At 67.1% G+C, this 25,975-nt stretch carries 38 protein-coding genes; 36 read left to right on the forward strand and 2 right to left on the reverse strand.

The window, feature by feature from the left end; all coding sequences use genetic code 11:
- Window positions 1–99 precede the first annotated feature (99 nt).
- From tuf to rplQ, 32 genes are all read left to right on the forward strand, one after another.
- Window positions 100–1,293: an elongation factor Tu gene (gene tuf / locus JD292_RS01025; protein ID WP_200130872.1), complete on the forward strand. Its 1,194-nt coding sequence runs from the start codon at window positions 100–102 to the stop codon at window positions 1,291–1,293.
- Window positions 1,294–1,514: 221 nt separating this feature from the next.
- On the forward strand, window positions 1,515–3,314 hold the full coding sequence (locus JD292_RS01030) for a polysaccharide biosynthesis protein (protein WP_200130873.1): 1,800 nt from the start codon (window positions 1,515–1,517) through the stop codon (window positions 3,312–3,314).
- Window positions 3,311–4,414, forward strand: a complete 1,104-nt coding sequence (locus JD292_RS01035; RefSeq protein WP_200130874.1) for an MraY family glycosyltransferase — start codon at window positions 3,311–3,313, stop codon at window positions 4,412–4,414. The genes JD292_RS01030 and JD292_RS01035 overlap by 4 nt, the downstream gene beginning before the upstream one ends.
- Window positions 4,415–4,783: 369 nt before the next feature.
- Window positions 4,784–5,092 (forward strand): 30S ribosomal protein S10, encoded by a 309-nt coding sequence (gene rpsJ, locus JD292_RS01040; RefSeq protein ID WP_010156393.1) that lies wholly within the window; start codon window positions 4,784–4,786, stop codon window positions 5,090–5,092.
- 14 nt (window positions 5,093–5,106) lie between these two features.
- A complete protein-coding gene (gene rplC, locus JD292_RS01045) occupies window positions 5,107–5,760 on the forward strand; it encodes a 50S ribosomal protein L3 (protein ID WP_200130875.1) in 654 nt (217 codons plus the stop codon).
- Window positions 5,761–5,763: 3 nt separating this feature from the next.
- On the forward strand, window positions 5,764–6,417 hold the full coding sequence (gene rplD, locus JD292_RS01050) for a 50S ribosomal protein L4 (protein ID WP_200130876.1): 654 nt from the start codon (window positions 5,764–5,766) through the stop codon (window positions 6,415–6,417).
- Window positions 6,414–6,713: a 50S ribosomal protein L23 gene (rplW, locus tag JD292_RS01055; protein ID WP_200130877.1), complete on the forward strand. Its 300-nt coding sequence runs from the start codon at window positions 6,414–6,416 to the stop codon at window positions 6,711–6,713. The genes rplD and rplW overlap by 4 nt, the downstream gene beginning before the upstream one ends.
- Window positions 6,714–6,735: 22 nt before the next feature.
- Window positions 6,736–7,572, forward strand: coding sequence for a 50S ribosomal protein L2 (gene rplB / locus JD292_RS01060; protein WP_200130878.1), 837 nt, complete (start codon window positions 6,736–6,738; stop codon window positions 7,570–7,572).
- Between the two features lie 24 nt (window positions 7,573–7,596).
- Entirely contained in the window at window positions 7,597–7,878 is a 282-nt protein-coding gene (rpsS, locus tag JD292_RS01065) for a 30S ribosomal protein S19 (RefSeq protein WP_200130879.1), read from the forward strand.
- Between the two features lie 26 nt (window positions 7,879–7,904).
- Window positions 7,905–8,285 (forward strand): 50S ribosomal protein L22, encoded by a 381-nt coding sequence (gene rplV, locus JD292_RS01070; protein WP_200130880.1) that lies wholly within the window; start codon window positions 7,905–7,907, stop codon window positions 8,283–8,285.
- A gap of 2 nt (window positions 8,286–8,287) precedes the next feature.
- The gene (gene rpsC / locus JD292_RS01075) at window positions 8,288–9,046 is read left to right on the forward strand and encodes a 30S ribosomal protein S3 (protein ID WP_200130881.1); all 759 of its coding nucleotides are present in this window, start codon (window positions 8,288–8,290) and stop codon (window positions 9,044–9,046) included.
- Between the two features lie 2 nt (window positions 9,047–9,048).
- On the forward strand, window positions 9,049–9,468 hold the full coding sequence (gene rplP, locus JD292_RS01080) for a 50S ribosomal protein L16 (protein WP_200115681.1): 420 nt from the start codon (window positions 9,049–9,051) through the stop codon (window positions 9,466–9,468).
- The gene (rpmC, locus tag JD292_RS01085; RefSeq protein WP_200130882.1) at window positions 9,468–9,776 is read left to right on the forward strand and encodes a 50S ribosomal protein L29; all 309 of its coding nucleotides are present in this window, start codon (window positions 9,468–9,470) and stop codon (window positions 9,774–9,776) included. The genes rplP and rpmC overlap by 1 nt, the downstream gene beginning before the upstream one ends.
- 2 nt (window positions 9,777–9,778) lie before the next feature.
- Complete coding sequence (gene rpsQ, locus JD292_RS01090; protein ID WP_200130883.1) at window positions 9,779–10,051, forward strand: 30S ribosomal protein S17; 273 nt, start codon at window positions 9,779–9,781, stop codon at window positions 10,049–10,051.
- A 31-nt stretch (window positions 10,052–10,082) separates the two neighbouring features.
- Complete coding sequence (rplN, locus tag JD292_RS01095) at window positions 10,083–10,451, forward strand: 50S ribosomal protein L14 (RefSeq protein WP_053382360.1); 369 nt, start codon at window positions 10,083–10,085, stop codon at window positions 10,449–10,451.
- A gap of 4 nt (window positions 10,452–10,455) precedes the next feature.
- On the forward strand, window positions 10,456–10,818 hold the full coding sequence (gene rplX, locus JD292_RS01100) for a 50S ribosomal protein L24 (RefSeq protein ID WP_200130884.1): 363 nt from the start codon (window positions 10,456–10,458) through the stop codon (window positions 10,816–10,818).
- On the forward strand, window positions 10,818–11,393 hold the full coding sequence (rplE, locus tag JD292_RS01105) for a 50S ribosomal protein L5 (protein WP_200130885.1): 576 nt from the start codon (window positions 10,818–10,820) through the stop codon (window positions 11,391–11,393). The genes rplX and rplE overlap by 1 nt, the downstream gene beginning before the upstream one ends.
- Before the next feature lie 125 nt (window positions 11,394–11,518).
- The gene (gene rpsH / locus JD292_RS01110) at window positions 11,519–11,917 is read left to right on the forward strand and encodes a 30S ribosomal protein S8 (protein WP_200130886.1); all 399 of its coding nucleotides are present in this window, start codon (window positions 11,519–11,521) and stop codon (window positions 11,915–11,917) included.
- Window positions 11,918–11,923: 6 nt separating this feature from the next.
- Window positions 11,924–12,460 (forward strand): 50S ribosomal protein L6, encoded by a 537-nt coding sequence (rplF, locus tag JD292_RS01115; RefSeq protein WP_200130887.1) that lies wholly within the window; start codon window positions 11,924–11,926, stop codon window positions 12,458–12,460.
- Between the two features lie 3 nt (window positions 12,461–12,463).
- Window positions 12,464–12,838, forward strand: coding sequence for a 50S ribosomal protein L18 (rplR, locus tag JD292_RS01120; protein ID WP_200130888.1), 375 nt, complete (start codon window positions 12,464–12,466; stop codon window positions 12,836–12,838).
- Window positions 12,835–13,542, forward strand: coding sequence for a 30S ribosomal protein S5 (gene rpsE, locus JD292_RS12080; protein WP_200130889.1), 708 nt, complete (start codon window positions 12,835–12,837; stop codon window positions 13,540–13,542). Before rplR ends, rpsE begins: the two co-directional genes overlap by 4 nt.
- Complete coding sequence (rpmD, locus tag JD292_RS01130) at window positions 13,542–13,730, forward strand: 50S ribosomal protein L30 (RefSeq protein WP_119073211.1); 189 nt, start codon at window positions 13,542–13,544, stop codon at window positions 13,728–13,730. The genes rpsE and rpmD overlap by 1 nt, the downstream gene beginning before the upstream one ends.
- Complete coding sequence (gene rplO, locus JD292_RS01135; protein ID WP_200130890.1) at window positions 13,727–14,188, forward strand: 50S ribosomal protein L15; 462 nt, start codon at window positions 13,727–13,729, stop codon at window positions 14,186–14,188. Before rpmD ends, rplO begins: the two co-directional genes overlap by 4 nt.
- Window positions 14,189–14,398: 210 nt before the next feature.
- The gene (gene secY, locus JD292_RS01140) at window positions 14,399–15,721 is read left to right on the forward strand and encodes a preprotein translocase subunit SecY (protein ID WP_200130891.1); all 1,323 of its coding nucleotides are present in this window, start codon (window positions 14,399–14,401) and stop codon (window positions 15,719–15,721) included.
- Window positions 15,718–16,323, forward strand: coding sequence for an adenylate kinase (locus tag JD292_RS01145; RefSeq protein WP_200130892.1), 606 nt, complete (start codon window positions 15,718–15,720; stop codon window positions 16,321–16,323). Before secY ends, JD292_RS01145 begins: the two co-directional genes overlap by 4 nt.
- A 2-nt stretch (window positions 16,324–16,325) precedes the next feature.
- Window positions 16,326–17,168 (forward strand): type I methionyl aminopeptidase, encoded by an 843-nt coding sequence (map, locus tag JD292_RS01150; RefSeq protein WP_200130893.1) that lies wholly within the window; start codon window positions 16,326–16,328, stop codon window positions 17,166–17,168.
- Between the two features lie 176 nt (window positions 17,169–17,344).
- Complete coding sequence (gene infA / locus JD292_RS01155) at window positions 17,345–17,566, forward strand: translation initiation factor IF-1 (protein ID WP_017793388.1); 222 nt, start codon at window positions 17,345–17,347, stop codon at window positions 17,564–17,566.
- Window positions 17,567–17,638: 72 nt separating this feature from the next.
- Window positions 17,639–17,752 carry a 50S ribosomal protein L36 gene (rpmJ, locus tag JD292_RS01160; RefSeq protein WP_009199219.1) on the forward strand — a complete coding sequence of 38 codons (114 nt, stop codon included), beginning with the start codon at window positions 17,639–17,641 and terminating at the stop codon, window positions 17,750–17,752.
- A gap of 157 nt (window positions 17,753–17,909) precedes the next feature.
- The gene (rpsM, locus tag JD292_RS01165; RefSeq protein ID WP_200130894.1) at window positions 17,910–18,278 is read left to right on the forward strand and encodes a 30S ribosomal protein S13; all 369 of its coding nucleotides are present in this window, start codon (window positions 17,910–17,912) and stop codon (window positions 18,276–18,278) included.
- A gap of 48 nt (window positions 18,279–18,326) precedes the next feature.
- Window positions 18,327–18,725, forward strand: coding sequence for a 30S ribosomal protein S11 (rpsK, locus tag JD292_RS01170; protein ID WP_200130895.1), 399 nt, complete (start codon window positions 18,327–18,329; stop codon window positions 18,723–18,725).
- Between the two features lie 144 nt (window positions 18,726–18,869).
- Window positions 18,870–19,856 (forward strand): DNA-directed RNA polymerase subunit alpha, encoded by a 987-nt coding sequence (locus JD292_RS01175; protein ID WP_200130896.1) that lies wholly within the window; start codon window positions 18,870–18,872, stop codon window positions 19,854–19,856.
- 43 nt (window positions 19,857–19,899) lie between these two features.
- Window positions 19,900–20,400: a 50S ribosomal protein L17 gene (gene rplQ / locus JD292_RS01180; protein WP_200130897.1), complete on the forward strand. Its 501-nt coding sequence runs from the start codon at window positions 19,900–19,902 to the stop codon at window positions 20,398–20,400.
- Window positions 20,401–20,483: 83 nt separating this feature from the next.
- Here the strand turns inward: rplQ and JD292_RS01185 are convergent, their stop codons facing one another.
- A complete protein-coding gene (locus JD292_RS01185) occupies window positions 20,484–20,984 on the reverse strand; it encodes an HPP family protein (protein ID WP_200130898.1) in 501 nt (166 codons plus the stop codon).
- Between the two features lie 97 nt (window positions 20,985–21,081).
- On the opposite strand from JD292_RS01185, the gene JD292_RS01190 reads away from it, so the two are divergent.
- Window positions 21,082–21,660, forward strand: a complete 579-nt coding sequence (locus tag JD292_RS01190) for a TetR/AcrR family transcriptional regulator (RefSeq protein WP_200130899.1) — start codon at window positions 21,082–21,084, stop codon at window positions 21,658–21,660.
- Here the strand turns inward: JD292_RS01190 and JD292_RS01195 are convergent.
- Window positions 21,657–23,750, reverse strand: a complete 2,094-nt coding sequence (locus JD292_RS01195) for an acyltransferase family protein (RefSeq protein WP_200130900.1) — start codon at window positions 23,748–23,750, stop codon at window positions 21,657–21,659. The two genes, JD292_RS01190 and JD292_RS01195, sit on opposite strands and share 4 nt — an antisense overlap.
- A 161-nt stretch (window positions 23,751–23,911) precedes the next feature.
- Here JD292_RS01195 and truA point away from each other — a divergent pair, with 161 nt between their 5' ends.
- The 3 genes from truA (at window position 23,912) to rpsI (ending at window position 25,968) form a co-directional block, all read left to right on the forward strand.
- Window positions 23,912–24,844 (forward strand): tRNA pseudouridine(38-40) synthase TruA, encoded by a 933-nt coding sequence (truA, locus tag JD292_RS01200; protein WP_369411099.1) that lies wholly within the window; start codon window positions 23,912–23,914, stop codon window positions 24,842–24,844.
- 158 nt (window positions 24,845–25,002) lie between these two features.
- A complete protein-coding gene (gene rplM, locus JD292_RS01205) occupies window positions 25,003–25,449 on the forward strand; it encodes a 50S ribosomal protein L13 (RefSeq protein WP_200130902.1) in 447 nt (148 codons plus the stop codon).
- Window positions 25,450–25,488: 39 nt separating this feature from the next.
- Window positions 25,489–25,968: a 30S ribosomal protein S9 gene (rpsI, locus tag JD292_RS01210; protein ID WP_200130903.1), complete on the forward strand. Its 480-nt coding sequence runs from the start codon at window positions 25,489–25,491 to the stop codon at window positions 25,966–25,968.
- The last annotated feature ends 7 nt before the right edge of the window (window positions 25,969–25,975 follow it).

The raw sequence follows: 25,975 nt of genomic DNA on the forward strand, positions 1-25,975 counted from the left end.
ATCATGGACCTGAGCTTGTAACATAAGTACACACCCCGTACTCGTGCCCTTCGAAACCGTCGGAGGGGGAGGGTACTCGACGTCCTGAGGAGGACCATAGTGGCGAAGGCCAAGTTCGAGCGGACCAAGCCGCACGTAAACATCGGAACGATCGGTCACGTCGACCACGGTAAGACCACCCTTACCGCGGCGATCTCCAAGACCCTCGCCGACAAGTTCCCGTCGGACGTCAACGTCCAGCGCGACTTCGACACGATCGACTCGGCTCCCGAGGAGCGCCAGCGCGGCATTACCATCAACATCTCGCATGTTGAGTACGAGACCGACAAGCGCCACTACGCGCACGTCGACGCTCCGGGTCACGCTGACTACATCAAGAACATGATCACCGGTGCCGCTCAGATGGACGGCGCAATCCTCGTGGTTGCGGCGACCGACGGCATGATGGCTCAGACGAAGGAGCACATCCTTCTCGCGAAGCAGGTCGGCGTTCCCTACCTGCTCGTTGCCCTCAACAAGAGCGACATGGTCGACGACGAGGAGATCCTCGAGCTCGTCGAGATGGAGGTCCGCGAGGAGCTCTCCAAGCAGGGTTACCCGGGAGACGACGTCCCCGTGATCCGCGTTTCGGGCTACGAGGCGCTTCAGGGCAACGAGAAGTGGGTCAACTCCGTTCTCGAGCTCATGGAGGCCGTTGACGCCAACATCCCCGACCCGGTGCGCGACAAGGACAAGCCGTTCCTCATGCCCGTCGAGGACGTCTTCACCATCACCGGTCGTGGCACGGTCGTCACGGGTCGCGCCGAGCGCGGCACGCTGAAGATCAACTCCGAGGTCGAGATCGTGGGTCTGCGCCCGACGCAGAAGACCACCGTCACCGGCATCGAGATGTTCCACAAGCAGCTCGACGAGGCATGGGCCGGCGAGAACTGTGGTCTGCTCCTCCGCGGCACCAAGCGCGAGGACGTGGAGCGCGGCCAGGTCGTCGTCGCCCCGGGTTCGATCACCCCGCACACCAACTTCGAGGGGACCGCTTACATCCTCAAGAAGGAAGAGGGCGGCCGTCACAACCCGTTCGAGACGAACTACCGTCCGCAGTTCTACTTCCGTACGACTGACGTGACCGGTGTCATCACCCTGCCCGAGGACAAGCCGATGGTTATGCCCGGCGACACCACCGACATGACGGTCGAGCTGATCCAGCCGATCGCTATGGAGGAGGGCCTCGGCTTCGCGATCCGTGAGGGTGGCCGCACCGTCGGCGCCGGCACGGTCACGAAGGTGCTGTCCTAAGTCTCAGTGACTGATCAGGGGTTGTGCTGAACGGCACAGCGCTTGAAGAAAAGCCCCCGGGTTCGCCCCGGGGGCTTTTCGCGTTCCCTGGAGGATTCCCGCGCCCCCGCGAACCCTCCCGTCTTTCCACAGGAACCGCACGTCTGCGCTGGTGCGGTGCGGAGGACCGCTATCCTCGAAGTTGACCTGTAACCAAACAACCGTTGACGTGAGGAGAACGCGTGCCGGAAACCGTCGGTGGGCGGATCGCTCACTTCGTACGCCAGTACGGCCTGCTCTACCTCGTCGACGCCGCGGCCTGGGCGGTTGCGATCCTCGCGGCGCTCGTGCTCCGCTTCGACTTCGACTTCGACCGCATCCACTGGGGGTGGACGAGCGCCCTCATCGGCGTGACCGCCGTGCTCCAGCTGATCGCGGGCTGGGTGTTCTGGCTGTACCGCAACCGGTACGCGATCGGGAGCTTCGACGAGGTGCGCGCGCTCGTGCTGGAGATCACCTGCGTCATGGTGGCCGCGTGGCTGTTCGCCTATCTCGTCGGGTACGGCAACGGGATCCCGCGAAGCACCATGATCATCGCCGCTCCGATCGTGTTCAGCCTGATGGGAGTGGTCCGCTACGTGCTGCGCCTGCGCAGCGAACGGCAGCTGCGCCCGGGGGAGCAGGCGGAGCGGACCCTGCTCTACGGCGCGGGATACCTCGGCGTGCAGACGGCGAAGCGCATGCTCACGGACCCGCGCGCGAGCGCCCTGCCCGTCGGTTTCATCGACGACGATCCCGCGAAGAGCAATCAGGAGGTGCGCGGCATCCGGGTGCTCGGCGGGTTCCGCGATCTCGAGGAGGTCGTGCGTCGCACGCGAGCCACGCGGCTCATCGTGTGCATCGGGGATGCCGACGCGACCATGATGCGACGGATCGACGAGGTGGCCGACCGGATCGGGATCACGGCCCTCGTCCTTCCCCCGCTCGAGCAGATCCTGCAGAACAACTCCGTGATCTCGGACGTCCGGGAGCTGACGATCGAGGACCTCATCGGCCGCCACCCGGTGCGGCTCGAGACGGGGTCGATCGCGTCCTACCTGCAGGACAAGCGGGTGCTCGTCACCGGCGCCGGCGGTTCGATCGGCTCGGAGCTCTGCCGTCAGCTCGCGCGCTTCGCGCCGCGGGAGCTGATCATGCTGGATCGCGACGAGACCGCCCTGCAGGAGACGCAGCTCTCGATCAGCGGCCACGGTCTGCTCGACACGAACGACGTGGTGCTCGCGGATATCCGCGATCCCGCGGCGCTCGCCACGATTTTCGCGGAGCACCGCCCGGAGGTCGTGTTCCACGCCGCAGCGCTGAAGCACCTGCCCATGCTGGAGCAGTATCCCGACGAGGCGTGGAAGACGAACGTGCTCGGCACGCTCAACGTGCTGAACGCGGCGCGGGACGCCGGCGTCGGCGCGTTCGTGAACATCTCGACGGACAAGGCCGCCAACCCCACGAGCGTTCTCGGCCATTCGAAGCGCGTCGCCGAGAAGCTGACCGCCTGGATGGCCGAGCAGACGGGGCAGCGCTACCTGTCCGTGCGCTTCGGCAACGTGATCGGGAGCCGCGGTTCGATGCTGCCGACGTTCCGCCGCCTCATCGAGGCTGGCGGGCCGGTCACGGTCACCCACCCGGATGTGACGCGCTTCTTCATGACGATCCCCGAGGCCTGCCAGTTGGTGATCCAGGCCGGCGGTATCGGCCGCCAGGGCGAGGTGCTGATCCTCGATATGGGTGAGCCCGTCTCGATCCTCGATGTGGCCCGCCGCATGATCGCGCAGTCCGGGAAGGACGTCGAGATCGTTTTCACCGGCCTGCGGCACGGCGAGAAGCTGCACGAGGAGCTCGTGGGGCACGGCGAGGGCGACGAGCGCCCGTTCCACCCGAAGATCACCCACGCGCACGTCGACACGATCTCGCCCGAGGTGCTCGATCACGAGGGCTGGGTGGCGCGCCTCGACCTCACGAGCCAGGCGGAGGAGCGGATCCAGTGAGCCCGCTCATGCCCGCCGTGGTCGCGGGTGCCGTGACGCTCGCGCTGAGCCTCGCGCTGCCCGTCGTCGTGAAGCCGCTGCTGCAGCGGCTCGGGATCATGGACGTTCCGAACGCGAGGTCCTCGCACGAGCGGCCGATTCTGCGCGGGCTCGGTCTCGCGGTGCTCATCGCGATGACCGTGGGTGCCGCCGTCGCGATCGTGTGGTTCGCCGCGGCGCCGGACGCCGGAGCCGGTGCCCGCTGGGACGTGCTGCTGATCGTCGCGCTCGGTTCGCTCGCGGCCGGCCTGCTCGGCCTGGGGGAGGATCTGCGCGGGATCAGCGTCCTCGGCCGCAGCGTCTGCCTGATCCTGATCGCCGTGACGGTCCCCGTGCTCCTCCTGATCGCACGTTCGAACCCCGGGGCGGGCGCGCCCTTCGGGGCGTCCGGCGGGTACCCGAACGCGCTGGGGCTCCCCCCTGACCTCCCGCTGTGGGGAGCGATCGCGATCGGGGCCTACGCCGTGTTCTTCATCTCGAGCTACATCAACGTTGCCAACTTCATGGACGGTCTGAACGGGATCAGCGGGCTGCACGGCGTGATCGCCGGGCTCGCGTTCGCGGCTGGCGGGCTCATCGCGGGGGAGCGGCCGTGGCTCGTGGCTGCTGGCCTGATCCTCGCCGCTGGCTTCGGCGGGTTCCTGCCGTGGAATCTCTCTCGGCCCGGCGCATTTCTCGGCGATGTCGGGAGCTATCTGCTCGGGGGCGCGACGGCCGTGACGAGCCTCGCCGCCTGGCTCTCCGGGATTCCCCTGCTCGCAACGATCGGGCCGATGGTCATCTATTTCGGCGATGTCGGCGTCACCCTCGTGAAGCGGGTGCGCGCGGGGCATCGCTGGGACGAGCCCCACAAGGAGCACGCCTACCAGCGGATCCAGCAGCTTGGATACTCGCACGTGCAGGCATCGGGCCTGACGGCGCTGTGCACGGCCGCGGCCTCCGTGCTGGGTCTGTGCTCGCTGTTCACCTCGCTCCCCGGAACGCTCGCGCTGCTCGCCGGTGGACTCGTGATCCTCGGCGTCTATCTGGCCCTGCCCCGCCTGCTGCCGCGCCGCGCGTAACTCGCCCGCGACACGCGACACGCCCGGGTTGCACCATCCGGGATCGGCGTGCGAGAATAGACAGGTTCAGTACTCCGCGCGTCTGCGTGGATCACTGCCAGGCAGTGCATAACCGCCCCGCACGGGGTTCTGGTTAGGCCGCGGGCAGCGAACGCATCCGCACGAATCGTGGCGGCCAGACGAGAGTCCGGCCGTTTTCGTGTGTGCGGGCCGCGCTCCGTATTCGAGTGCGCGGAATTGACAGGTGAACAGAGACCCAGCACGTTGCGGCTTCGCGGCCGCGTTTGCCAGGGCGCTGATACGCAAGACGTCCAATGCCGCGGGACCACAAGCCCCGCGGTACGACGCAAGTAGAAAGTAGAGAGTCACATGGCGGGACAGAAGATCCGCATCCGACTGAAGTCGTATGACCACGAGGTCATCGACAGCTCCGCGCGCAAGATCGTTGACACGGTCACCCGCGCCGGCGCCACGGTGATCGGCCCCGTGCCGCTCCCCACCGAGAAGAACGTGATCGCCGTTATCCGTTCACCCCACAAGTACAAGGACAGCCGCGAGCACTTCGAGAAGCGCACGCACAAGCGCCTCATCGACATCGTGGATCCCACTCCGAAGGCCGTCGATTCGCTCATGCGTCTCGACCTCCCGGCCGACGTCAACATCGAGATCAAGCTCTAAGGGGGGATCCGGAAATGTCTGCAGCACGCAATGTGAAGGGTCTCCTGGGCACCAAGCTCGGTATGACTCAGGTCTGGGACGCGGACGGCAAGGTCGTCCCCGTTACCGTCATCGAGGTGGCTCCCAACGTGGTCACCCAGATCCGCACCCCCGAGGTCGACGGCTACAGCGCCGTGCAGATCGCCGCGGGTCAGATCGATCCCCGTAAGGTCAACAAGCCGACCGCCGGTCACTTCGAGAAGGCGGGCGTCACGCCTCGCCGTCACCTGACCGAGGTCCGCACCTCCGACGCCGCCGAGTATGCACTCGGCCAGGAGCTCACCGTTGATGGCACCTTCGAAGCCGGTCAGAAGATCGACGTCGTCGGCACCTCCAAGGGCAAGGGCTTCGCCGGCGCCATGAAGCGTCACAACTTCAAGGGCGTCTCGGCATCGCACGGTGCGCACCGCAACCACCGCAAGCCGGGCTCCATCGGCGGCGCCGCGACCCCCGGTCGCGTCTTCAAGGGCCAGCGTATGCCCGGCCGCATGGGTGGGGACCGCGTGACGGTGCAGAACCTTACCGTTCAGGCGATCGACGCCGAGAAGGGTCTCATCCTGGTCAAGGGTGCGGTTCCCGGCGCTCGCGGTCGTCTCGTTTTCGTTCGCAACGCAGTGAAGGGGGCGTAGTTCATGGCTACCGCTACCAAGCTCGACGTGCTCGACGCCAAGGGGAAGAAGGCCGGGTCGGTTGACCTGCCGGAGAACCTCTTCGCCGTCGAGACCAACGTTCCGCTGATCCACCAGGTGGTCACCGCTCAGCTCGCCGCTGCGCGTCAGGGCACCCACAAGACGAAGAACCGTGGCGAGGTCTCCGGTTCGGGCGTCAAGCCGTTCAAGCAGAAGGGCACCGGCCGCGCTCGTCAGGGTTCGGTCCGCGCTCCTGAGCACCGCGGCGGCGGCGTCGTCCACGGTCCCGTGCCGCGCGACTACGCGCAGCGCACGCCCAAGAAGATGATTGCTGCAGCGCTTCGCGGCCTGCTCTCGGATCGCGCCCGCGCGAACCGCGTGCACGTCGTCGAGTCGTTCGGCATCGACGCCAAGCCCAGCACGAAGGCCGCACGCGAGTTCCTCGCGCAGGTTGCTCCGGGCAACCGCGTCCTCGTCGTCGTGACCCGCGAGGATGAGCTCACCGCGCTCAGCGTTCGCAACCTGCAGCACGTTCACGTGCTGTTCCAGGATCAGCTCAACGCCTACGACGTGGTCGTCAGCGACGATCTCGTCTTCACCAAGGCCGCCTTCGACGCCTTCGTCGCCGGCCGTGCCGCTCAGGAGGACACGAAGTGAGCCTGAACAAGTCCGCACACGACGTCATCATCCGCCCCATCGTTTCCGAGAAGAGCTACGGTCTCATCGACGCGAACGGCCAGTACACCTTCGAGGTGCAGCCGAGCGCGAACAAGACCGAGATCAAGCTCGCGATCGAGCAGGTCTTCAACGTTCGGGTCGATAAGGTCCGCACGCTGAACCGCAAGGGCAAGACCCGCCGCACGAAGTTTGGCATGGGCAAGCGCAAGGACACCAAGCGCGCCATTGTCACGCTGAAGTCGGGTTCCATCGACATCTTCACGGCTGCGCTGTAGAAGGGGCGAAAAGGAATACAACATGGCTATTCGCAAGTACAAGCCGACGACCCCGGGTCGTCGCGGCTCGAGCGTTGCTGATTTCGCTGAGATCACGCGCTCCACGCCCGAGAAGTCGCTGCTCCGTCCGCTCCCCAAGACCGGCGGCCGCAACAACCAGGGCCGGATCACCACCCGTCACATCGGTGGTGGCCACAAGCGTCAGTACCGCGTCATCGACTTCCGTCGCAATGACAAGGACGGCGTGAACGCCCGCGTCGCGCACATCGAGTACGACCCGAACCGCACGGCGCGCATCGCGCTCCTGCACTTCGAGGACGGCACGAAGCGCTACATCATCGCCCCGAACAAGCTGAAGCAGGGCGACGTCGTCGAGTCGGGTCCCTCGGCCGATATCAAGCCGGGCAACAACCTGCCCCTCCGCAACATCCCCACCGGTACGGTCATTCACGCCATCGAGCTGAAGCCGGGTGGAGGCGCCAAGCTCGCCCGCTCCGCGGGTGCGTCGGTGCGTCTCGTCGCGAAGGACGGCCCCTACGCTCAGCTGCGTCTCCCCTCGGGTGAGATCCGCAACGTCGACGCGCGCTGCCGCGCGACCGTCGGCGAGGTCGGCAACGCCGAGCAGTCGAACATCAACTGGGGCAAGGCCGGCCGTATGCGCTGGAAGGGCGTCCGCCCGACCGTCCGCGGTGTCGTCATGAACCCGGTCGATCACCCGCACGGTGGTGGCGAAGGCCGCACCTCGGGTGGCCGTCACCCGGTCAGCCCCTGGGGTCAGAAGGAAGGCCGCACGCGGCACCCGAACAAGGAAAGCGACAAGCTCATCGTGCGTCGCCGCCCCACCGGTAAGAAGCGTTAGTCGGCAGGTAGGAGAGAGTAGAAGATGCCTCGTAGTCTCAAGAAGGGCCCCTTCGTCGATAACCACCTGCTGAACAAGGTGGTTGTCCAGAACGAAGCTGGCACCAAGAACGTGATCAAGACCTGGTCGCGCCGCTCGATGATCGTTCCGGCCATGCTCGGCCACACGATCGCGGTGCACGACGGTCGCAAGCACATCCCCGTGTTCGTTACGGAGACCATGGTCGGTCACAAGCTGGGCGAGTTCGCGCCCACTCGCACCTTCCGCGGTCACGTGAAGGACGACAAGAAGGGCCGTCGCCGCTAACGCGGTGACGTGAAGGAGGAAGAGAAATGGTGGAGTCGATCGCACGCGTGCGTCATATCCGCATCACCCCCCAGAAGGCCCGCCGCGTTGTCGACCTGGTTCGCGGGAAGAACGCAGAAGAGGCCCTGGCCATTCTGAAGTTCGCCCCCCAGGCTGCCGCGGAGCCCGTGTTCAAGCTTGTCGCCTCGGCGATGGCGAACGCGCGCGTCAAGGCCGACAAGGAAAACCTGCGTCTCAATGAGGACGAGCTCGTCGTGGCTCGCGCCTTCGTGGACGAGGGCGCAACGCTCAAGCGTTTCCGCCCCCGTGCTCAGGGCCGCGCGTTCCGTATCAACAAGCGGACCAGCCACATCACCGTCGTCCTGCAGACGGCGGACGAGCTCGCCGCTGCGAAGAAGGGAGCCTAGGTATGGGCCAGAAGATTCATCCCTACGGCTTCCGCCTCGGGGTCACGACCGACCACGTCTCGCGCTGGTTCTCGGACTCGACCAAGAAGGGTCAGCGCTACGCTGACTACCTGGCCGAGGACATCAAGATCCGCCAGCACCTGACGAAGCAGCTCGATCGCGCCGGCGTCTCGCGCGTCGAGATCGAGCGCACCCGCGACCGCGTCCGCGTGGACATCCACTCGGCGCGTCCCGGCATCGTGATCGGCCGCCGCGGCGCCGAGGCCGAGCGCATCCGCGCCGACCTCGAGAAGCTCACCGGCAAGCAGATCCAGCTGAACATCCTCGAGGTCAAGAACCCCGAGGCTGACGCTCAGCTCGTCGCACAGGGCATCGCCGAGCAGCTCGCTGCGCGCGTGGCATTCCGCCGCGCGATGCGCAAGGGCCTGCAGGGTGCTCAGCGCGCCGGTGCCAAGGGCATCCGTATCCAGGTCTCCGGCCGCCTCGGCGGCGCCGAGATGAGCCGCTCGGAGTTCTACCGCGAGGGTCGCGTGCCGCTGCACACGCTCCGCGCGAACATCGACTACGGCTTCTACGAGGCGAAGACCACCTTCGGCCGCATCGGCGTGAAGGTCTGGATCTACAAGGGTGACCTCACCAACAAGGAACTCGCACGCGAGCAGGCGGCCCAGAAGCCGTCCCGTGAGCGCGGCGACCGCCGCCGTGCGCCCCGTGGCGCACAGGCCGAGGCTGCACCCGCTGCAGCAGGAGCGGAGAAGTAAGCATGCTGATTCCCCGTCGAGTCAAGTACCGCAAGCAGCACCACCCCAGCCGCAGCGGCCAGTCGAAGGGCGGCAACAAGGTCGCCTTCGGTGAGTTCGGTATCCAGGCCCTCACGCCCGCATACGTGACGAACCGTCAGATCGAGTCCGCTCGTATCGCCATGACGCGTCACATCAAGCGTGGCGGCAAGGTGTGGATCAACATCTACCCGGACCGTCCCCTCACCAAGAAGCCCGCGGAAACCCGCATGGGCTCCGGTAAGGGCTCGCCCGAGTGGTGGGTTGCAAACGTCAAGCCGGGCCGCGTCCTCTTCGAGGTCGCCGGCGTCGATGAGGAGCTCGCACGTGAGGCGCTGACCCGCGCCATCCACAAGCTGCCCCTCAAGGCCCGCATTATCAAGCGCGAGGAGGGCGACGCGTAATGGCGATCGGTACCAAGGAACTGGCTATCACCGAGCTCGACTCGTTCGAGAACGAGCGTCTGGCTGAGGAGCTCAAGAAGGCCAAGGCCGAGCTCTTCAACCTGCGTTTCCAGTCGGCCACCGGCCAGCTGGAGAGCCACGGCCGCGTCCGTCAGGTGAAGCGCGACATCGCGCGCATCTACACGGTGCTCCACGAGCGCGAGCTCGGCATCCGGGCCACCCCGGCCGCCGCTCCCGCTCCGGCCAAGAAGAAGAGCACCAAGAAGACCGAGCAGGCGGACGCCGCCGCTGAGACGAAGGAGGCCTAATGATGGCTGAGGTCGAGAAGGAACAGCGCGGCTACCGCAAGGCGCGCCGCGGCTACGTCGTCAGCGACAAGATGGACAAGACCATCGTCGTCGAGGTTGAGGACCGCGTGAAGCACCCGCTCTACGGCAAGGTCATGCGTCGTTCGTCGAAGGTCAAGGCCCACGACGAGCAGAACACCGCAGGCATCGGCGATCTCGTGCTCATCCACGAGACCCGTCCGCAGAGCGCGACCAAGCGCTGGCGTCTGGTCGAGATCCTCGAGAAGGCGAAGTAAGCCTCGGGCTTACTGAGTAAGGAGTTAGCAAGTGATTCAGCAGGAATCCCGACTCAAGGTTGCCGATAACACCGGCGCCAAGGAGTTGCTTACCATTCGTGTTCTCGGCGGCTCGAAGCGTCGCTACGCCGGTCTCGGCGACACGATCGTCGCGACCGTCAAGGACGCGATCCCCGGCGGCAACGTGAAGAAGGGCGACGTCGTCAAGGCGGTCGTCGTTCGCACGCGCAAGTCGACCCGTCGCGCGGATGGCTCGTACATCGCGTTCGACGAGAACGCTGCCGTCATCCTCAAGGCCGACGGGGAGCCCCGCGGCACCCGTATCTTCGGGCCGGTCGGACGTGAGCTGCGCGACAAGCGGTTCATGAAGATCGTCTCGCTCGCACCGGAGGTGATCTAGTCCTATGGGCGCAAAGATCAAGAAGGGTGACCTCGTCGAGGTCATCTCGGGCCCGTCGCAGGAGCGCGGCGGCTACAAGGGCAAGCAGGGTCGCGTCATCGAGGTGATCGCCGAGAGCGATCGCATCGTCGTCGAGGGCGTCAACTACATCACCAAGCACGTCCGCGTCGGCCAGTCCGACCGCGGCACGCGCGAGGGTGGTATCGAGACCGTTGAGGCGCCGATCCACGTGTCCAACGTCGCGGTCGTCGATCCCGAGACGAAGAAGCCGACCCGTGTCGGCTTCCGCGTCGAAGAGGTCGAGCGCGATGGCAAGAAGAAGACCGTGCGCGTGCGGTACGCCAAGACGTCTGGGAAGGACCTCTAATGACTGAGACTGCCGCAGCGACTGGCAAAATCCAGCCGCGCCTGAAGCAGAAGTACCGGAGCGACATCGTTCCGCAGCTCCGCGAGGAGTTCGACTACGCCAACATCATGCAGGTTCCGGGGATCGTCAAGGTCGTCGTGAACACCGGTGTCGGCGAGGCGGCTCGCGACAGCAAGGTGATCGAGGGCGCGATCGCGGACCTCACCAAGATCACCGGTCAGAAGCCCATGGTCACCAAGGCCCGCAAGTCCATCGCGCAGTTCAAGCTGCGCGAGGGGCAGGCGATCGGCGCGCACGTCACGCTGCGCGGCGACCGTGCCTGGGAATTCCTTGATCGTCTGATCGGCCTGGCACTCCCGCGAATCCGCGATTTCCGCGGCCTTTCGCCCCGCCAGTTCGACGGAAACGGCAACTACACCTTCGGTTTGACCGAACAGAGTGTGTTCCACGAGATCGATCAGGATAAGATTGATCGGGTGCGCGGTTTCGACATCACCATCGTGACCACCGCCAAGACCGACGACGAGGGTCGTGCGCTGCTTCGCGCGCTCGGCTTCCCGTTCAAGTCGGAATAACTTACAACTGAATAGTCCAAGCGGTGAAGGGTGCCCGGGATTTCCCGGGCACCCCATCCGTGTGTCACCCAGGTCACGCACCGTGTAACGGTGCGTGAAACCAGGCGAGAAAGAAAGAGTCACTCATGACGATGACTGATCCGGTCGCAGATATGCTGACCCGGCTGCGCAACGCAAACTCTGCGCATCATGACGACGTTTCCCTCCCCGGCTCGAAGCTGAAGGAGCGGATCGCCGAGATCCTCAAGCGCGAGGGTTACATCAAGGACTGGAAGGTCGAGCCGGCACGCGTCGGGACGACCATCACCATGTCCCTCAAGTACGGCCCCAACCGCGAGCGCTCCATCGAGGGCATCAAGCGCGTGTCGAAGCCCGGTCTCCGGGTGTACGCGGGCTCCACCGAGATCCCGAGCGTGCTCGGTGGCCTCGGCATCGCGATCCTGTCCACCTCCTCCGGTCTTCTCACGGACCGTGAGGCCGAGCAGAAGGGCGTCGGCGGGGAAGTCCTCGCCTACGTGTGGTAAGCCGTCATGTCACGAATTGGTAAGCTTCCCATCGCCGTTCCCGGCGGTGTCGACGTCAAGATCGACGGCCAGAAGGTCACGGTCAAGGGCTCGAAGGGCGAGCTGTCGCTCGTCGTCGCCGAGCCGATCCGCGTCGCTCTCGAGGACGGTCAGGTCGTTGTGACCCGTCCCGACGAGGAGCGGAACTCCCGAGCGCTGCACGGTCTCACGCGCACGCTCATCAACAACAACATCATCGGGGTCACCGAGGGCTACGCCAAGCAGCTCGAGGTCGTCGGCACGGGGTACCGCGTGCAGCAGAAGGGCACGGGCCTCGAGCTCGCCCTCGGCTTCTCGCACCCGGTCAACGTTGACGCCCCCGAGGGCATCACGCTCTCGGTCGAGGGCAACACCAAGATCACGGTGAGCGGCATCTCGAAGCAGGCGGTCGGTGAGACCGCTGCGAACATCCGCAAGCTGAAGAAGCCGGAGCCCTACAAGGGCAAGGGCATTCGCTACGCGGGCGAGAACGTCCGTCGCAAGGCAGGAAAGGCTGGTAAGTAACCCATGGCCGCTTCAGTGTCCCGGGCAAAGGGCCGTTCGGCTGCGCGCGTGCGCCGCCACACCCGCCTGCGTAAGAAGATTGTCGGTACGGAGGCGCGTCCCCGTCTCGTCGTGACCCGCTCTGCGCGTCACGTGTTCGTCCAGGTCGTCGACGATTCGAAGGGCATCACCGTCGCTTCGGCGTCGACGATGGAGTCGGATCTTCGCTCGTTCGAGGGCGATAAGACCGCGAAGGCGCGCAAGGTCGGCGAGCTCGTCGCCGAGCGTGCCAAGGGCGCCGGTGTCGAGGCGGTCGTGTTCGACCGCGGCGGCAGCAAGTACGCCGGTCGCGTCGCAGCGATCGCCGACGGCGCTCGCGAAGGGGGGCTGACCCTGTGAGCAACGAAACGAAGGAGCAGGAAGTGTCTGCAGAGGCCCAGGCTGAGACGCAGGCCGCGCAGGCCCCGGCTCAGGATCACCGTAACGAGCCCCGTGAGCAGCGTCGCGGAAGCCGCGACCGCGGCACCCGTGGCGAGCGCGGTGGCCGCGATCGCAACGAGAGCCAGTTCCTCGAGCGCGTCGTCACGATCAACCGCGTGTCGAAGGTCGTCAAGGGCGGCCGTCGCTTCAGCTTCACCGCGCTCGTCGTGGTGGGCGATGGCAACGGCACCGTCGGTGTCGGCTACGGCAAGGCGAAGGAGGTGCCCCTCGCCATCTCCAAGGGTGTCGAGGAGGCCAAGAAGAACTTCTTCCGCGTGCCCCGCGTCGGCAGCACGATCCCTCACCCGGTCCAGGGCGAGGCAGCCGCGGGCGTTGTCCTGCTGCGTCCGGCCGCTGCCGGTACCGGTGTTATCGCCGGTGGCCCGGTTCGCGCCGTCCTCGAGTGCGCCGGCATCCACGACGTCCTGAGCAAGTCGCTCGGTTCGTCGAACACCCTGAACATCGTGCACGCGACCGTTGAGGCGCTGCAGCAGCTCGAGGAGCCCCGCTCCGTCGCAGCTCGCCGCGGCCTCGACTTCGACCGCGTCGCCCCGGCCCGCATCGTGCGCGCCGAGGCGAAGGCTGCGGCCGACGCTGCCGCGAAGGCAAAGGCAGGTGCGTAATGGCGAAGAGCCTGAAGATTACGCAGACGAAGTCCGTTATCAGTGAGAAGCAGAACCAGCGCGACACGCTCCGCAGCCTGGGCCTCAGGAAGATCGGCCAGACGGTCGTTCGCGAGGACACCAAGGCGAACCGCGGATACGTGCGTGCGGTTGCTCACCTGGTAGAGGTTGAGGAGATCGACGCATGAGCGAGAAGAACGAGGAGCGCCAGCAGGTGCTGAAGGCGCACCACCTGCGCCCCGCGCCCGGCTCGAAGACCGCCAAGACCCGCGTGGGTCGCGGTGAGGCTTCGAAGGGCAAGACCGCCGGCCGCGGTACCAAGGGCACCAAGGCCCGGTACCAGGTCAAGGCCGGCTTCGAGGGTGGGCAGATGCCGCTGCACATGCGCACCCCGAAGCTCCGCGGGTTCAAGAACCCGTTCCGCACGGAGTACCAGGTCGTCAACGTTGCCAAGCTCGCAGAGCTCTACCCCAAGGGTGGCGACGTGACGGTCGAGGATCTCGTGGCCAAGGGTGCCGTCCGCAAGAACCAGCCCGTCAAGGTGCTGGGCGACGGCGACCTCCAGGTCAAGCTCGTCGTCTCGGTGGACAAGGTCTCCGGCTCGGCTGAGCAGAAGATCGTCGCCGCTGGCGGAGAGATCAAGTAAGGGCTCCTCGGAGCTCATACGAACTCGAGGATGACTCGAGCGACGGGGGAGAGGTCGGACGGCGAATAGCCGTCCGGTCTCGACCCCGTTTTTCGTCGCGGGCCACCAATCGGGTGGGCCCGTGGCAGCACATTCCCGCTGGCGTGTAGGCTAGTGCAATGGCTTCCCGTCCACAGACGGTGGCCCCATGACGTCCCCAGGAGGCAGATTTTGTTCAGCGCTATCGGACGGATCTTCAGAACCCCCGATCTCAGGCGGAAGCTCGTATTCACCCTGGGCATCGTGTCGCTGTTCCGGCTCGGATCCTTCATCCCGGCGCCCTTCGTGGACTTCAATAACGTCCAGGCGTGTCTGGCGGCCAACAAGACCGGCACCTCGGGCCTGTACGACATGATCAACCTCTTCAGCGGCGGCGCGCTGCTGCAGCTGTCGATCTTCGCGCTCGGCATCATGCCCTACATCACGGCGTCGATCATCACGCAGCTGCTCCGCGTCGTCATCCCGCACTTCGAGACGCTCCACAAGGAGGGTCAGGCGGGCCAGGCGAAGCTGACGCAGTACACGCGCTATCTCACGATCGCGCTCGCGATCCTGCAGTCGACCACGCTCATCACGGTCGCGCGCTCGGGCCAGCTCTTCGGTGCCGCCGCGAACCAGGCCTGCCAGAACCTCGTGTCGCAGGAGTGGTGGTCGATCCTCATCATGATCCTCACGATGACCGCCGGCACCGGCCTCATCATGTGGTTCGGCGAGCTCATCACCGAGCACGGCATCGGCAACGGCATGTCGCTCCTGATCTTCACCTCGATCGCCGCGAGCTTCCCCGGCGCCATGTGGACCATCAAGGAGTCGCGCGGCTGGGAGGTCTTCTTCCTGGTGCTCGCGGTCGGTCTCGTGGTCGTCGCCGCGGTCGTCTTCGTCGAGCAGTCGCAGCGCCGGATCCCCGTGCAGTACGCGAAGCGCGTCGTCGGGCGTCGCACCTACGGTGGTTCGAGCACGTACATCCCGATCAAGGTCAACATGGCCGGCGTTATCCCGGTCATCTTCGCCTCGGCGATCCTGTACCTGCCGATGCTCATCACCCAGTTCAACCAGCCCAAGATCGGCGAGGAGCCGAAGGCCTGGGTGGTCTGGATCCAGAACAACCTCGTGCTCGGCGATCAGCCGCTCTACATGGTCGTGTTCTTCCTGCTCGTGATCGGCTTCACGTTCTTCTACGTGCAGATCACCTTCAACCCGGAGGAGGTCGCGGACAACATGAAGCAGTACGGCGGCTTCATCCCGGGCATCCGCGCCGGCCGACCCACGGCCGAGTACCTCAACTACGTGCTCACGCGCATCACGAGCGCCGGCTCGCTGTACCTCGGCGTGATCGCGCTCATCCCGCTTGTCGCGCTGGCATTCTTCGGCGCGAACCAGAACTTCCCGTTCGGCGGCTCCTCGATCCTGATTATCGTGGGCGTCGGCCTCGAAACGGTGAAGCAGATTGACGCGCAGCTCCAGCAGCGCCACTACGAAGGGCTCCTCAAGTGACCGAGACCACTCACGCACGACTGCTCATCATCGGCCCTCCCGGGGCAGGCAAGGGCACCCAGGCGTCGCGGATCGCGGAGCGCTTCCAGGTTCCCGCGATCTCGACGGGCGATATCTTCCGCGCCAACATCAAGGGCGGCACGCCGCTCGGCCAGCAGGTGCAGGCGATCATCGCCGAGGGTGAGCTCGTTCCCGACTCGCTGACGAACGAGATCGTCGCGGACCGTCTCGAGCAGGCCGACGCCGCAGCCGGCTTCCTGCTCGACGGGTACCCGCGCACGGTGGATCAGGTGCACGCGCTCGACGCCATGCTCGCTCCGAAGAACGCCGCGCTCGACGCGGTGATCCTGCTCGAGGCCGATGTCGACGCTGTCGTCGCACGCCTCCTGAAGCGCGCTGAGCTCGAGGGCCGCGCGGACGATACCGAAGAGGTCATTCGTCACCGTCAGGAGATCTACGCGGATCAGACCGCGCCGCTCATCGAGCTGTTCTCCGAGCGCGGGATCCTCGTCTCGGTCGACGGCCTGGGCACGGTCGAGGAGGTTGCGGCGCGCATCGCCGAGGGACTCGACGCGAAGCTCAGCTCGCGGGTCGGCAGCTAGCGTTGGGTCGGCGGGGGATTCTGCGGAGGTCGATCTACAAGTCGCCTGCGCAGCTCAGGCTCATGATCGAGCCCGGCCTGGCGACCGCGGCGGCGCTTGCCGCGATGCGTGACGCCGTGCGCCCCGGAATTACCCCGCTCGAGCTCGATGCGCTCGCCGAGGAGGCGATTCGCGCCCGCGGCGGCGCGCCGAACTTCATGCTCGAGCCCGGCTACAAGCACACGATCTGCGCGAACGTCAACGAGCACGTGGTCCACGGCATCCCGAGCGAGCGTCCGCTCGTTCCCGGCGACATCGTCGCGCTGGACGCCGGCGCCGTGATCGGCGGCTGGCACGGCGATGCGGCGATCACGGCGGTCCTTCCCGACCACGCCGATCCGGAGCGCACGGCCGCGAACGAGAAGCTCAGCCGCGTCACCGAGCAGGCGATGTGGCGCGGCATCGCGCGCCTCGCCACGGGAACGCACCTCAACGAGGTGGGGGAGGCCGTTGCCGGTTATGTGCGCGCGAACAGCGATTTCGGCGTGCTCGAGGACTATATCGGGCACGGCATCGGTCGCAGCATGCACGAGGATCCGCCCGTGTTCAACGTTCCGGTGCGCCGTCGCGGACCGGAGATCAAGCCCGGCCTCGTCGTGGCGATCGAACCGATCATCTCCGCCGGCGGGATCGACACGGTGGTCGAGGACGACGACTGGACCGTCACGATCGCGGACGGTTCGATGAGCGCCCAGTGGGAGCACTCGGTCGCCGTGCACGAGAAGGGCATCTGGGTGCTGACCGCCGAGGACGGCGGGGCGTCCGGCTTGGAACCGCTCGGCGTGACGCCGGTTCCCATCCCCTGATCCGGCCCGTCCGGCGCGGCTCGCGCCCGCCGCGCCGATCTCGCGGCGCTCCGCTTTACAAACGCGGCTTCGCGGTCTATCCTTGATCTTTGGTGCTTTGCGCCTGTTTTTGTGTTCGCAAAATCGGGCGCCGAGCATTCGCATGACCAGTGAAACTACGAAGCGATAGTGAGGCTATGGCGAAGAAAGACGGCGTCATCGAGATCGAGGGACACGTTGTCGAGGCTCTGCCGAACGCGATGTTCCGCGTCGAGCTGACCAATGGACACAAGGTGCTCGCTCATATCTCGGGCAAGATGCGTCAGCACTACATCCGCATCCTCCCCGAGGACCGCGTGATCGTGGAGCTGACTCCGTACGATCTGACCCGCGGCCGCATCGTCTACCGCTACAAGTAGGCAGTCACCGGAAAGTAACGGCTCCCGGCACCCCGGGAGTACGAGGACAGCGAACCCGCTAAAGGAAACATCATGAAGGTCAAGCCCAGCGTCAAGAAGATCTGCGACAAGTGCAAGGTCATCCGTCGTCACGGCCGTGTCATGGTGATCTGCGAGAACCCGCGCCACAAGCAGCGCCAGGGCTAGTCCCGGCTGCTGCGGCCCCGCAGCGCACCACTTCACAACTCAATAACTGATCCAGCGCGTCGAAGAACCCGATCCATCGCGATCGGGGGACACCTTGGGGCGGAGGCCCAAACCCCCGACGCGCGCCAAACCTCCACTATCCGCAAGGAGAGCCACCATGGCACGTCTCGCAGGAGTAGACATCCCACGCGACAAGCGCGTTGAGATTGCACTCACTTACATCTATGGCGTTGGCCGCACCAGCGCGCTGAAGACGCTCGAGGAAACCGGCATCGACGGCAACATCCGCGTCAAGGACCTCACCGACGACCAGCTCGTCGCACTCCGTGACTACATTGAGGGCAACTTCAAGGTCGAGGGCGATCTTCGCCGCGAGGTTGCCGCTGACATCCGCCGCAAGGTGGAGATCGGCAGCTACCAGGGCATCCGCCACCGCAAGGGCCTGCCTGTGCACGGTCAGCGCACCAAGACGAACGCTCGCACCCGCAAGGGCCCGAAGCGCACCGTCGCCGGTAAGAAGAAGTAACCACCGGCTCACTCGACCGTCACACAGAGCTTTTCAGGAGAACACTCAATGGCTGCACCAAAGTCGGCGGCGCGCAAGCCGCGCCGCAAGGATAAGAAGAACGTCGTCGTGGGCCAGGCCCACATCAAGTCGACGTTCAACAACACGATCGTCTCGATCACGGACACCACCGGTGCCGTGATCAGCTGGGCCTCCTCGGGTGGCGTCGGCTTCAAGGGTTCGCGCAAGTCGACCCCGTTCGCCGCGCAGCTCGCGGCAGAGTCCGCTGCCCGCAAGGCGCAGGAGCACGGCATGAAGAAGGTCGACGTCTTCGTCAAGGGCCCGGGCTCGGGTCGCGAGACCGCGATCCGCTCGCTGCAGGCCGCTGGCCTCGAGGTGGGGTCGATCAACGACGTCACCCCGCAGACCCACAACGGCTGCCGCCCGCCCAAGCGTCGTCGCGTCTAACGAGCACGCTCTGCGGGTGCGGGGGATCCTTTCCGCCGCACCCGCGGGCCGCGCCTCGCGTTCGAGGCGTCCGGCCCGCACGGACCCCATCCTCCCTCAACCGCATGAGTCATATAGCGGACTCCAGCGAAAGGACACCACACCGTGCTCATCGCACAGCGACCCACTCTGACTGAAGAACCGATCTCCGAGTTCCGTTCGCGCTTCGCCATCGAGCCGCTCGAGCCCGGCTTCGGCTACACGCTCGGCAACTCCCTGCGCCGCACGCTCCTCTCCTCGATCCCCGGCGCCGCGGTTACCAGCGTCCGCTTCGAGGGCGTGGCCCACGAGTTCACGACCATCCCGGGCGTGACCGAGGACGTCACCGAGATCATCCTCAACATCAAGGACCTCGTCGTCTCCAGCGAGCATGACGAGCCCATCACCGCCTACCTGCGCAAGACCGGCGCCGGCGAGGTCACCGCTGCCGACATCTCCGCTCCCGCGGGTGTCGAGGTGCACAACCCGGAGCTCGTCATCGCGACGCTCAGCGACTCGGCTCAGTTCGAGCTCGAGCTCACGATCGAGCGTGGCCGCGGCTACGTCTCGGCCGCGCAGAACCGCAACGACGACGCAGAGGTCGGCCGCATCCCGGTCGACTCGATCTACTCGCCGGTGCTCAAGGTCACCTACCGCGTGGAGGCCACGCGTGCCGGTGAGCGCACCGACTTCGATCGTCTCGTCGTTGATGTCGAGACCAAGCCCGCCATCAGCCCGCGCGACGCGATCGCGTCGGCCGGTTCGACCCTGGTCGAGCTGTTCGGTCTGGCCCGCGAGCTCAACACGGCCGCCGAGGGCGTCGAGATCGGCCCCGCGCCGGTCGAGGTCGTCACGGAGGGCGAGCTCTCGATCCCGATCGAGGACCTGGATCTCTCGGTGCGCAGCTACAACTGCCTCAAGCGCGAGGGCATCAACACGGTGAGCGAGCTCGTTGCGCTCTCCGAGGCCCAGCTGATGAACATCCGCAATTTCGGCCAGAAGTCGGTCTTCGAGGTGCGCGACAAGCTCACCGAGATGGGCCTCTCGCTGAAGGACGCCGTGCCTGGTTTCGATGGCGCGCAGTTCTACAGCTACGAAGACGACAACAACTAAGGTCCCGACCGCCGGTCGGATCCCTCACTTACTGGAGTAAAGAATGCCCAAGCCCAACAAGGGCCCCCGCCTCGGAGGCGGCCCCGCACACGAGCGCCTGATGCTGAACCAGATGGCTGCGCAGCTCTTCGAGCACAAGCGCATCCAGACGACCGAGACGAAGGCGAAGCGCCTGCAGCCCGTCGCCGAGCGTCTCGTCACGTTCGCGAAGCGTGGCGACCTGCACGCTCGCCGTCGCGTGATGCGTCAGATCCTCGACAAGGACGTGGTGCACGAGCTCTTCACCGAGATCGCGCCGCTCGTCGAGAACCGCGAGGGTGGTTACACCCGCGTCATCAAGACCGGCTTCCGGAAGGGCGACAACGCCCCGATGGCGATCATCGAGCTCGTTCTCGAGCCCGTGACCCCGAAGCCCAAGGCGAAGAAGGCCGCCAAGGCCGAGGAGCCCAAGGCTGAGGAGCCCAAGGCCGAGGAGACCGAGGTCGCCGAGACCGAGGCTCCCGCCGAGGAGGCGGCTGAGGCTGCCGAGGAGAAGGCCGAGTAAGGCTTCCTCACCTCATTCGACTGCGCCCCGCTGGATTCGTCCGGCGGGGCGCAGTCGTGTCTGCGGGGCCGTGGGTGCTGGCCTCACCACCAGTAGCTGGGGTACGGAATGCGGGTGAGGATGCTCTGCACGCGCCCGAAGATGACGAGCACGATCGAGGCGGCGACGACGCAGCCGATGAAGCCGAGCTGCCCGTTGCCGATCGTGGCTCCGATGACCGCCGTTGCCGCTGCCGGCGAGTGGGAGGTTCTGGTGAGCAGCATCGCCCCGATGGAGACGCCGCCGGCGACCGCTGCGGCCCAGGGAGAGTTGCTGATGAGCCCAACGGAAACGCCGATGATCGCCGAGATCACTTGCCCTCCGATGACGTGGCGCGGTTGGGAGAGGGGTAGCGCGGGTGCGCCGGCGATGAGCGCCATGCTCGCGGCCATCGGCGGGATGAGGAGTGCGGTGCCCGAGAGGAGTCCGATCCCGACGAGGCTGAGGAGCGCCGCTGTGGCGGTGAGCGTGGCGAGGGCGAGTATGCGGGCGGGGAGCCGTGCCGGCGCGCGGCTCGCAAGACTGGTGCGGAGTGACTGCAGCACGGGAGCTCCTCTCGGTCGCGAGAACGATCGTTCTCGACCTGCTTGCTATGCTAGAGAATGATCGTTCTCGAAGCAAAGCTGAAGGGGTGAACGGCGCATGAACGCAATGGATGCCGAGCGGGAGCAGCTCCTCGACGCCGCGGAACGGCTGTTCTACGACCGGGGATTCCAGGCGGTCGGGATGGACGCACTCCGCACGGCCGCTGCCCTCCCGCTCAAGCGCGTGTATGCGCTGTTCCCGGGGAAGGAGGCGATCGTGGTGGCCATGCTCGACCGGCGCGACGATCGCTGGCAGGGATCGCTCGCGAGGCGAATCGCGCAGGAGCCACCCGGCCCCGAACGGGTGCGCGCGCTCTTCGACTGGCTCCATCGGTGGCTCGCTGACGAGGGATACCGGGGGTGCGCGTGGGTGAACGCCTCCGGCGAACTCGGTGCGACGTCCCCCGGGGTGGCGGAGGCTGCGCGCCGGCATCAGCATCGGCTGCGGGAGCAGATCGATCGGGTGGCTCATGAGTCCGGGATCGGGGACGCCGCGGCCGCGCTCTTCTACCTCTTCGAGGGCGCCCTGGTCACCGCGGGAATCTCCGGGAACCGCGATGCCGCGTTGGAGGCTCGGGCCGCCGCCGATCGGCTGCTCGGCGCCTCGGGCGCGTTGCCTGGCACGCCCGCGGGTTAGCGGCGGGGGAGCGCGAAGCCGATCGACTCGGCGGGGGTGTCGAGCTCGGCGATCGCCCGCTCCACGCTCTTCGCGTAGATCTCGCCGCCGGGCGGATTCGGATGGATCCCGTCGCCTGCGAGCGCGTCCTCGTGCGGGGCGACGCTCGCATCCCAGCGGGCGACGACCACGCCGCGACGGGCGTCCGCGAACGCCGCGAGCTCCCTGTTGACGCCGGGAATCCAGTCGCGCTCGGCGTGCGCGTCGACGAGCACGAGCGGTCGGTTGCCGACCCGCTTGGCGAGCGCGTCGAGCTCTTCCGGGCTCACGGGGCCGTTCGTGCCGAGTCCCACGACGACGATCCGGCGCAGCGCTTGCGTCTCGGCCTGCTCCGAAACGACGTCGACGCCGGCGCCCATTCCCCGGGAAACGGCCGCGTCGACCGCGATTCCGGGGAAGGCGTCCTGGAGTTCGGGGAGGCTCGCGAGCATCACCGAGTCGCCGATGGCCGAGATCTCCGGTCCCTCGGCGCGCGGGGAGAGCGCGCCGGGCCGTTTCTCGGTGTCACCGGCGGGTTTCGACCGGTCCCGATCCTGCAGCTGCGGCCGCTCGCCCGGCCCCGCGCCCGCCTCGCCGGCCGTGGCGTCGCCGCCCCGGGGCTCCGGAGGGGCGGAGGGCTCCAGGCTCTCGAGCGCGTTCAGGGGGCCGGCGAAGAACGATTGCGGATCCGCGGCCGGCTCGTTCTGCTGAGCGGTGCGGCCGCCCGGATCGGCGCCGTGATCCGCGCCGCTCTCCGCTGCGTCCCCGTCCGCCGCCGTCTCGGCTTCGGCTTCGGCATCGGCGACCGCCTGGCCGCGCGCGATCGCGGAGGCGGCGGTCGACTGCTCGGGCGCGGTGACCACGGCGTAGACGGTCCCGGGCACCGTGAGCGCGAGGACCCCGGCGAGGCCGAGTGACACGGCGAGGTTCCGTGTGGTGCGCGGGCCCCCGCGCAGGAGGCGCCGCGCCGCGCCGCGCAGACCGAGGCGCCTGACGGGCTGCTCGAGGAAGCGGTAGGAGGCCGCCGCGGCGAGGATCGTCGCCACGAAGGTGGCGGCAACGGTGAGCGGCGATCCCGGGCCGAATGCCTCGCCGAAGATCACGAGGAGCGGCCAGTGCCAGAGATAGATGCCGTAGGAGCGCTCGCCGACCCAGCGGAGCGGGTCGGCATCGAGCCAACGGCCAACGATCGCCCCCTCGCGGGTGATCGCCCAGATCGTCGCAAGCGCGGCTCCGGTGGCGAGCTGGAATCCTCCCTCGAAGCTCTCAGCGCTCCCCTCCCTGAGCGTGAGCGCCTGCCAGCCGAGCACGCCGAGCCCTGCGGCAGCGACCAGGCCCAGGCCGAGCTCGCGCAGCGCGGGCGCGAGGCGCGAGGCAGCGAGACCGGAGGCGGTCACGGGCTGCGCGTCGCCCCCGCCGGCGCGCCCGCTCAGGATCACGGCGAGCGCGGCGCCGAGGAAGAGCCCGAAGACGTGGGTGTCGGAGCCGAAGTAGATCCGCGTCGCAGCGTCGCCGCCTGCGGAGGCGTCGATCATCATGGCCGCCGACAGCGTTCCCAGGAGCAGGAACGGCAGCGCGCGGGTGACCCGGCCGGAGGCCCGGAACAGGACGAGCACGAGGAGCGGCAGCACCAGGTAGAACTGCTCCTCGATCGCGAGCGACCACGTGTTCCGGAAGATCTCCGGATTGTCGCGCGTGAAGTAGTCGGATCCGATCGCGATGTAGACCCAGTTGCTCACGAAGAACACGGCCCCGGCGATCTGCTTCCCGATCCCCACGAGCAGGTCGCCGCGCACCAGCGCTGCGAGCGACGAGCTCACGAGGAGGACGAGCGCGAGGGCGGGCAGCAGGCGCCTGGCCCGCCTCCGCCAGAAGTGCAGCAGATTGATCGTCCCGCTCCGCCGATGCTCCCTCAGGAGCAGTGAGGTGATCAGAAAACCGCTGATCGCAAAGAAAATATCCACGCCGAGGAAGCCCCCGGGCAGCGCCGAGGGGAAGAGGTGGTAGCCGAGGACCAGCGCGACCGCGATCGCGCGCAGTCCGTCGAGGCCGCCGAAGCGGCGTGAACGCATGTGGACCTTCTCGGGGTGTGGTGCGGTCCGCCGGGTGCGGCGGAATTCCACTTTCCAGGATGCCACACACCCGTGGCGGAGATTCTGTGACCGGGGCGTCTGGCAAGATCGAGTCCGTGGAGCACGACATCGAGACGAGCGCGCCGGCGGCCGACGACCCCGTGGCCGAGCGCGCCGGAGGCGAGCCATCGGGGGAGAGCGCGGCCCCCGTGCGCCTGCGCCTCGATCTCTCCTACGACGGAACGGACTTCTCGGGCTGGGCGGCGCAGCCCGGCCTGCGCACCGTGCAGGGCGAACTCGAACACGCGCTCGAGACGCTGCTCCGCGGCGGTCCCCAGCGGCTGACGGTCGGCGGGCGCACCGACGCCGGTGTGCACGCACGGGGGCAGGTCGCGCACCTCACGATCGACGCGGCCGCACTCGGGAAGTGGGATGGTCGAGCCGGGGCCGAGGGCGCCGAGGGGATCGAAGTGATCCGCGCGCGCCGGCTGAACGGCGTGCTGAAGCGTTCGGCGCCCGACGTCGTGGTGCACTCCGTTCGGGTCGTGCCGCCGGCGTTCGACGCGCGATTCTCCGCGATCCGGCGCCGCTATGAGTACCGCCTCCGCGACGAGAGCTCGCGGAAGGACCCGCTCACGGCGCGGTTCACCGCGGATGTGCCGCGGCTGCTCGACCTCGAGGCGATGCAGGCGGCTGCCGATGAACTGCTCGGGCTGAATGACTTCACCGCGTTCTGCAAGGCGCGCGAGGGGGCGACCGCGATCCGTGAGCTGCTCGCCTTCGAGTGGCGCCGCACCGAAGATGGGGCGTACGCCGCGAGGATCGAGGCCGATGCGTTCTGCCACTCGATGGTGCGGTCCCTGATCGGGGCGATGGTCGCCGTCGGTTCGGGGCGCCTGAGCCACGAGGGGCTCGTCGCCCTGCGCGGCGCGAGCGCGCGCTCGAACGCGTTCACCGTCATGCCGCCGCACGGGCTCTCCCTGGAAGAGATCGCCTACCCCGCGGACGAGGAACTGGCCGCGCGCGCGGAACTCACCCGCGCCCGTCGCGGCGCGCACGAGGTCGAATCCGGTCAGGATCGGGCAGGGGAGTAGCCGTTCCCGCGGGAACCCGCGGCGATCCTGTGCTAATCTTGATCCTTGGTGCGCAAGCACCCGATTTGTTGAGCCCTCCAAAGCCCGTGCACCCTCTGGGACCGGACGCGGAGCGGGATTCACGAAACACCTCCAATTCGACAGAAAGCAGCACACCAGTGACTCGCACGTATTCACCGAAGGCCGCTGAGCAGAAGCACGACTGGCTCGTCATCGACGCCACCGACGTGGTGCTCGGCCGCCTCGCCTCGCACGCCGCAGCTCTGCTCCGCGGCAAGCACAAGACCACCTTCGCCCCCCACATGGACATGGGCGATTACGTCGTCATCATCAACGCCGACAAGGTCGTCCTGACCGCCAACAAGGCGGCCCAGAAGAAGGCCTACCGTCACTCGGGCTACCCGGGCGGCCTCCGCTCGGTCAGCTACACCGAGCTGCTCGAGAAGAACCCCGAGCGCGCCGTCGAGAAGGCGATCCGCGGCATGCTGCCGAAGAACTCGCTCGGCCGCGACCAGTTCCGCAAGCTGAAGGTCTACGCGGGCGCAGAGCACCCGCACGCGGCCCAGCAGCCCACCGCATACACCTTCGGCCAGGTCGCGCAGTAACCGCGGCGCCTTACAGAGACGTCAGAGAGAGAATTCACAGTGACTGAAGAGCAGACCGTGGCCACCGAGAGCTACACCACCGAGACGCCGGCCGCGCAGGCCGCCACCTCGACCCCGCGCCCCGCGCTCACCGTTCCCGGTGCAGCCGTCGGCCGTCGCAAGCAGGCCATCGCCCGCGTGCGCCTCATCCCCGGTTCGGGCACCATGACCGTCAACGGTCGCGAGCTCGCCGAGTACTTCCCGAACAAGCTCCACCAGCAGCTCATCACGGATCCGTTCACGGTCCTCGAGCTCGGCGGCGCGTACGACGTGATCGCCCGCATCGTCGGCGGCGGCCCCTCGGGCCAGGCCGGTGCGCTGCGCCTCGCGATCGCCCGTGCCCTCAACGAGATCGACGCGGAGCACAACCGCCCGACGCTCAAGAAGGCCGGCTTCCTGAGCCGCGACGCCCGCATCAAGGAGCGCAAGAAGGCCGGCCTCAAGAAGGCCCGCAAGGCGCCCCAGTACTCGAAGCGCTAAGCAGGAG

It is taken from the genome of Leucobacter edaphi (genome assembly GCF_016522535.1).
Classification (GTDB): domain Bacteria; phylum Actinomycetota; class Actinomycetes; order Actinomycetales; family Microbacteriaceae; genus Leucobacter; species Leucobacter edaphi.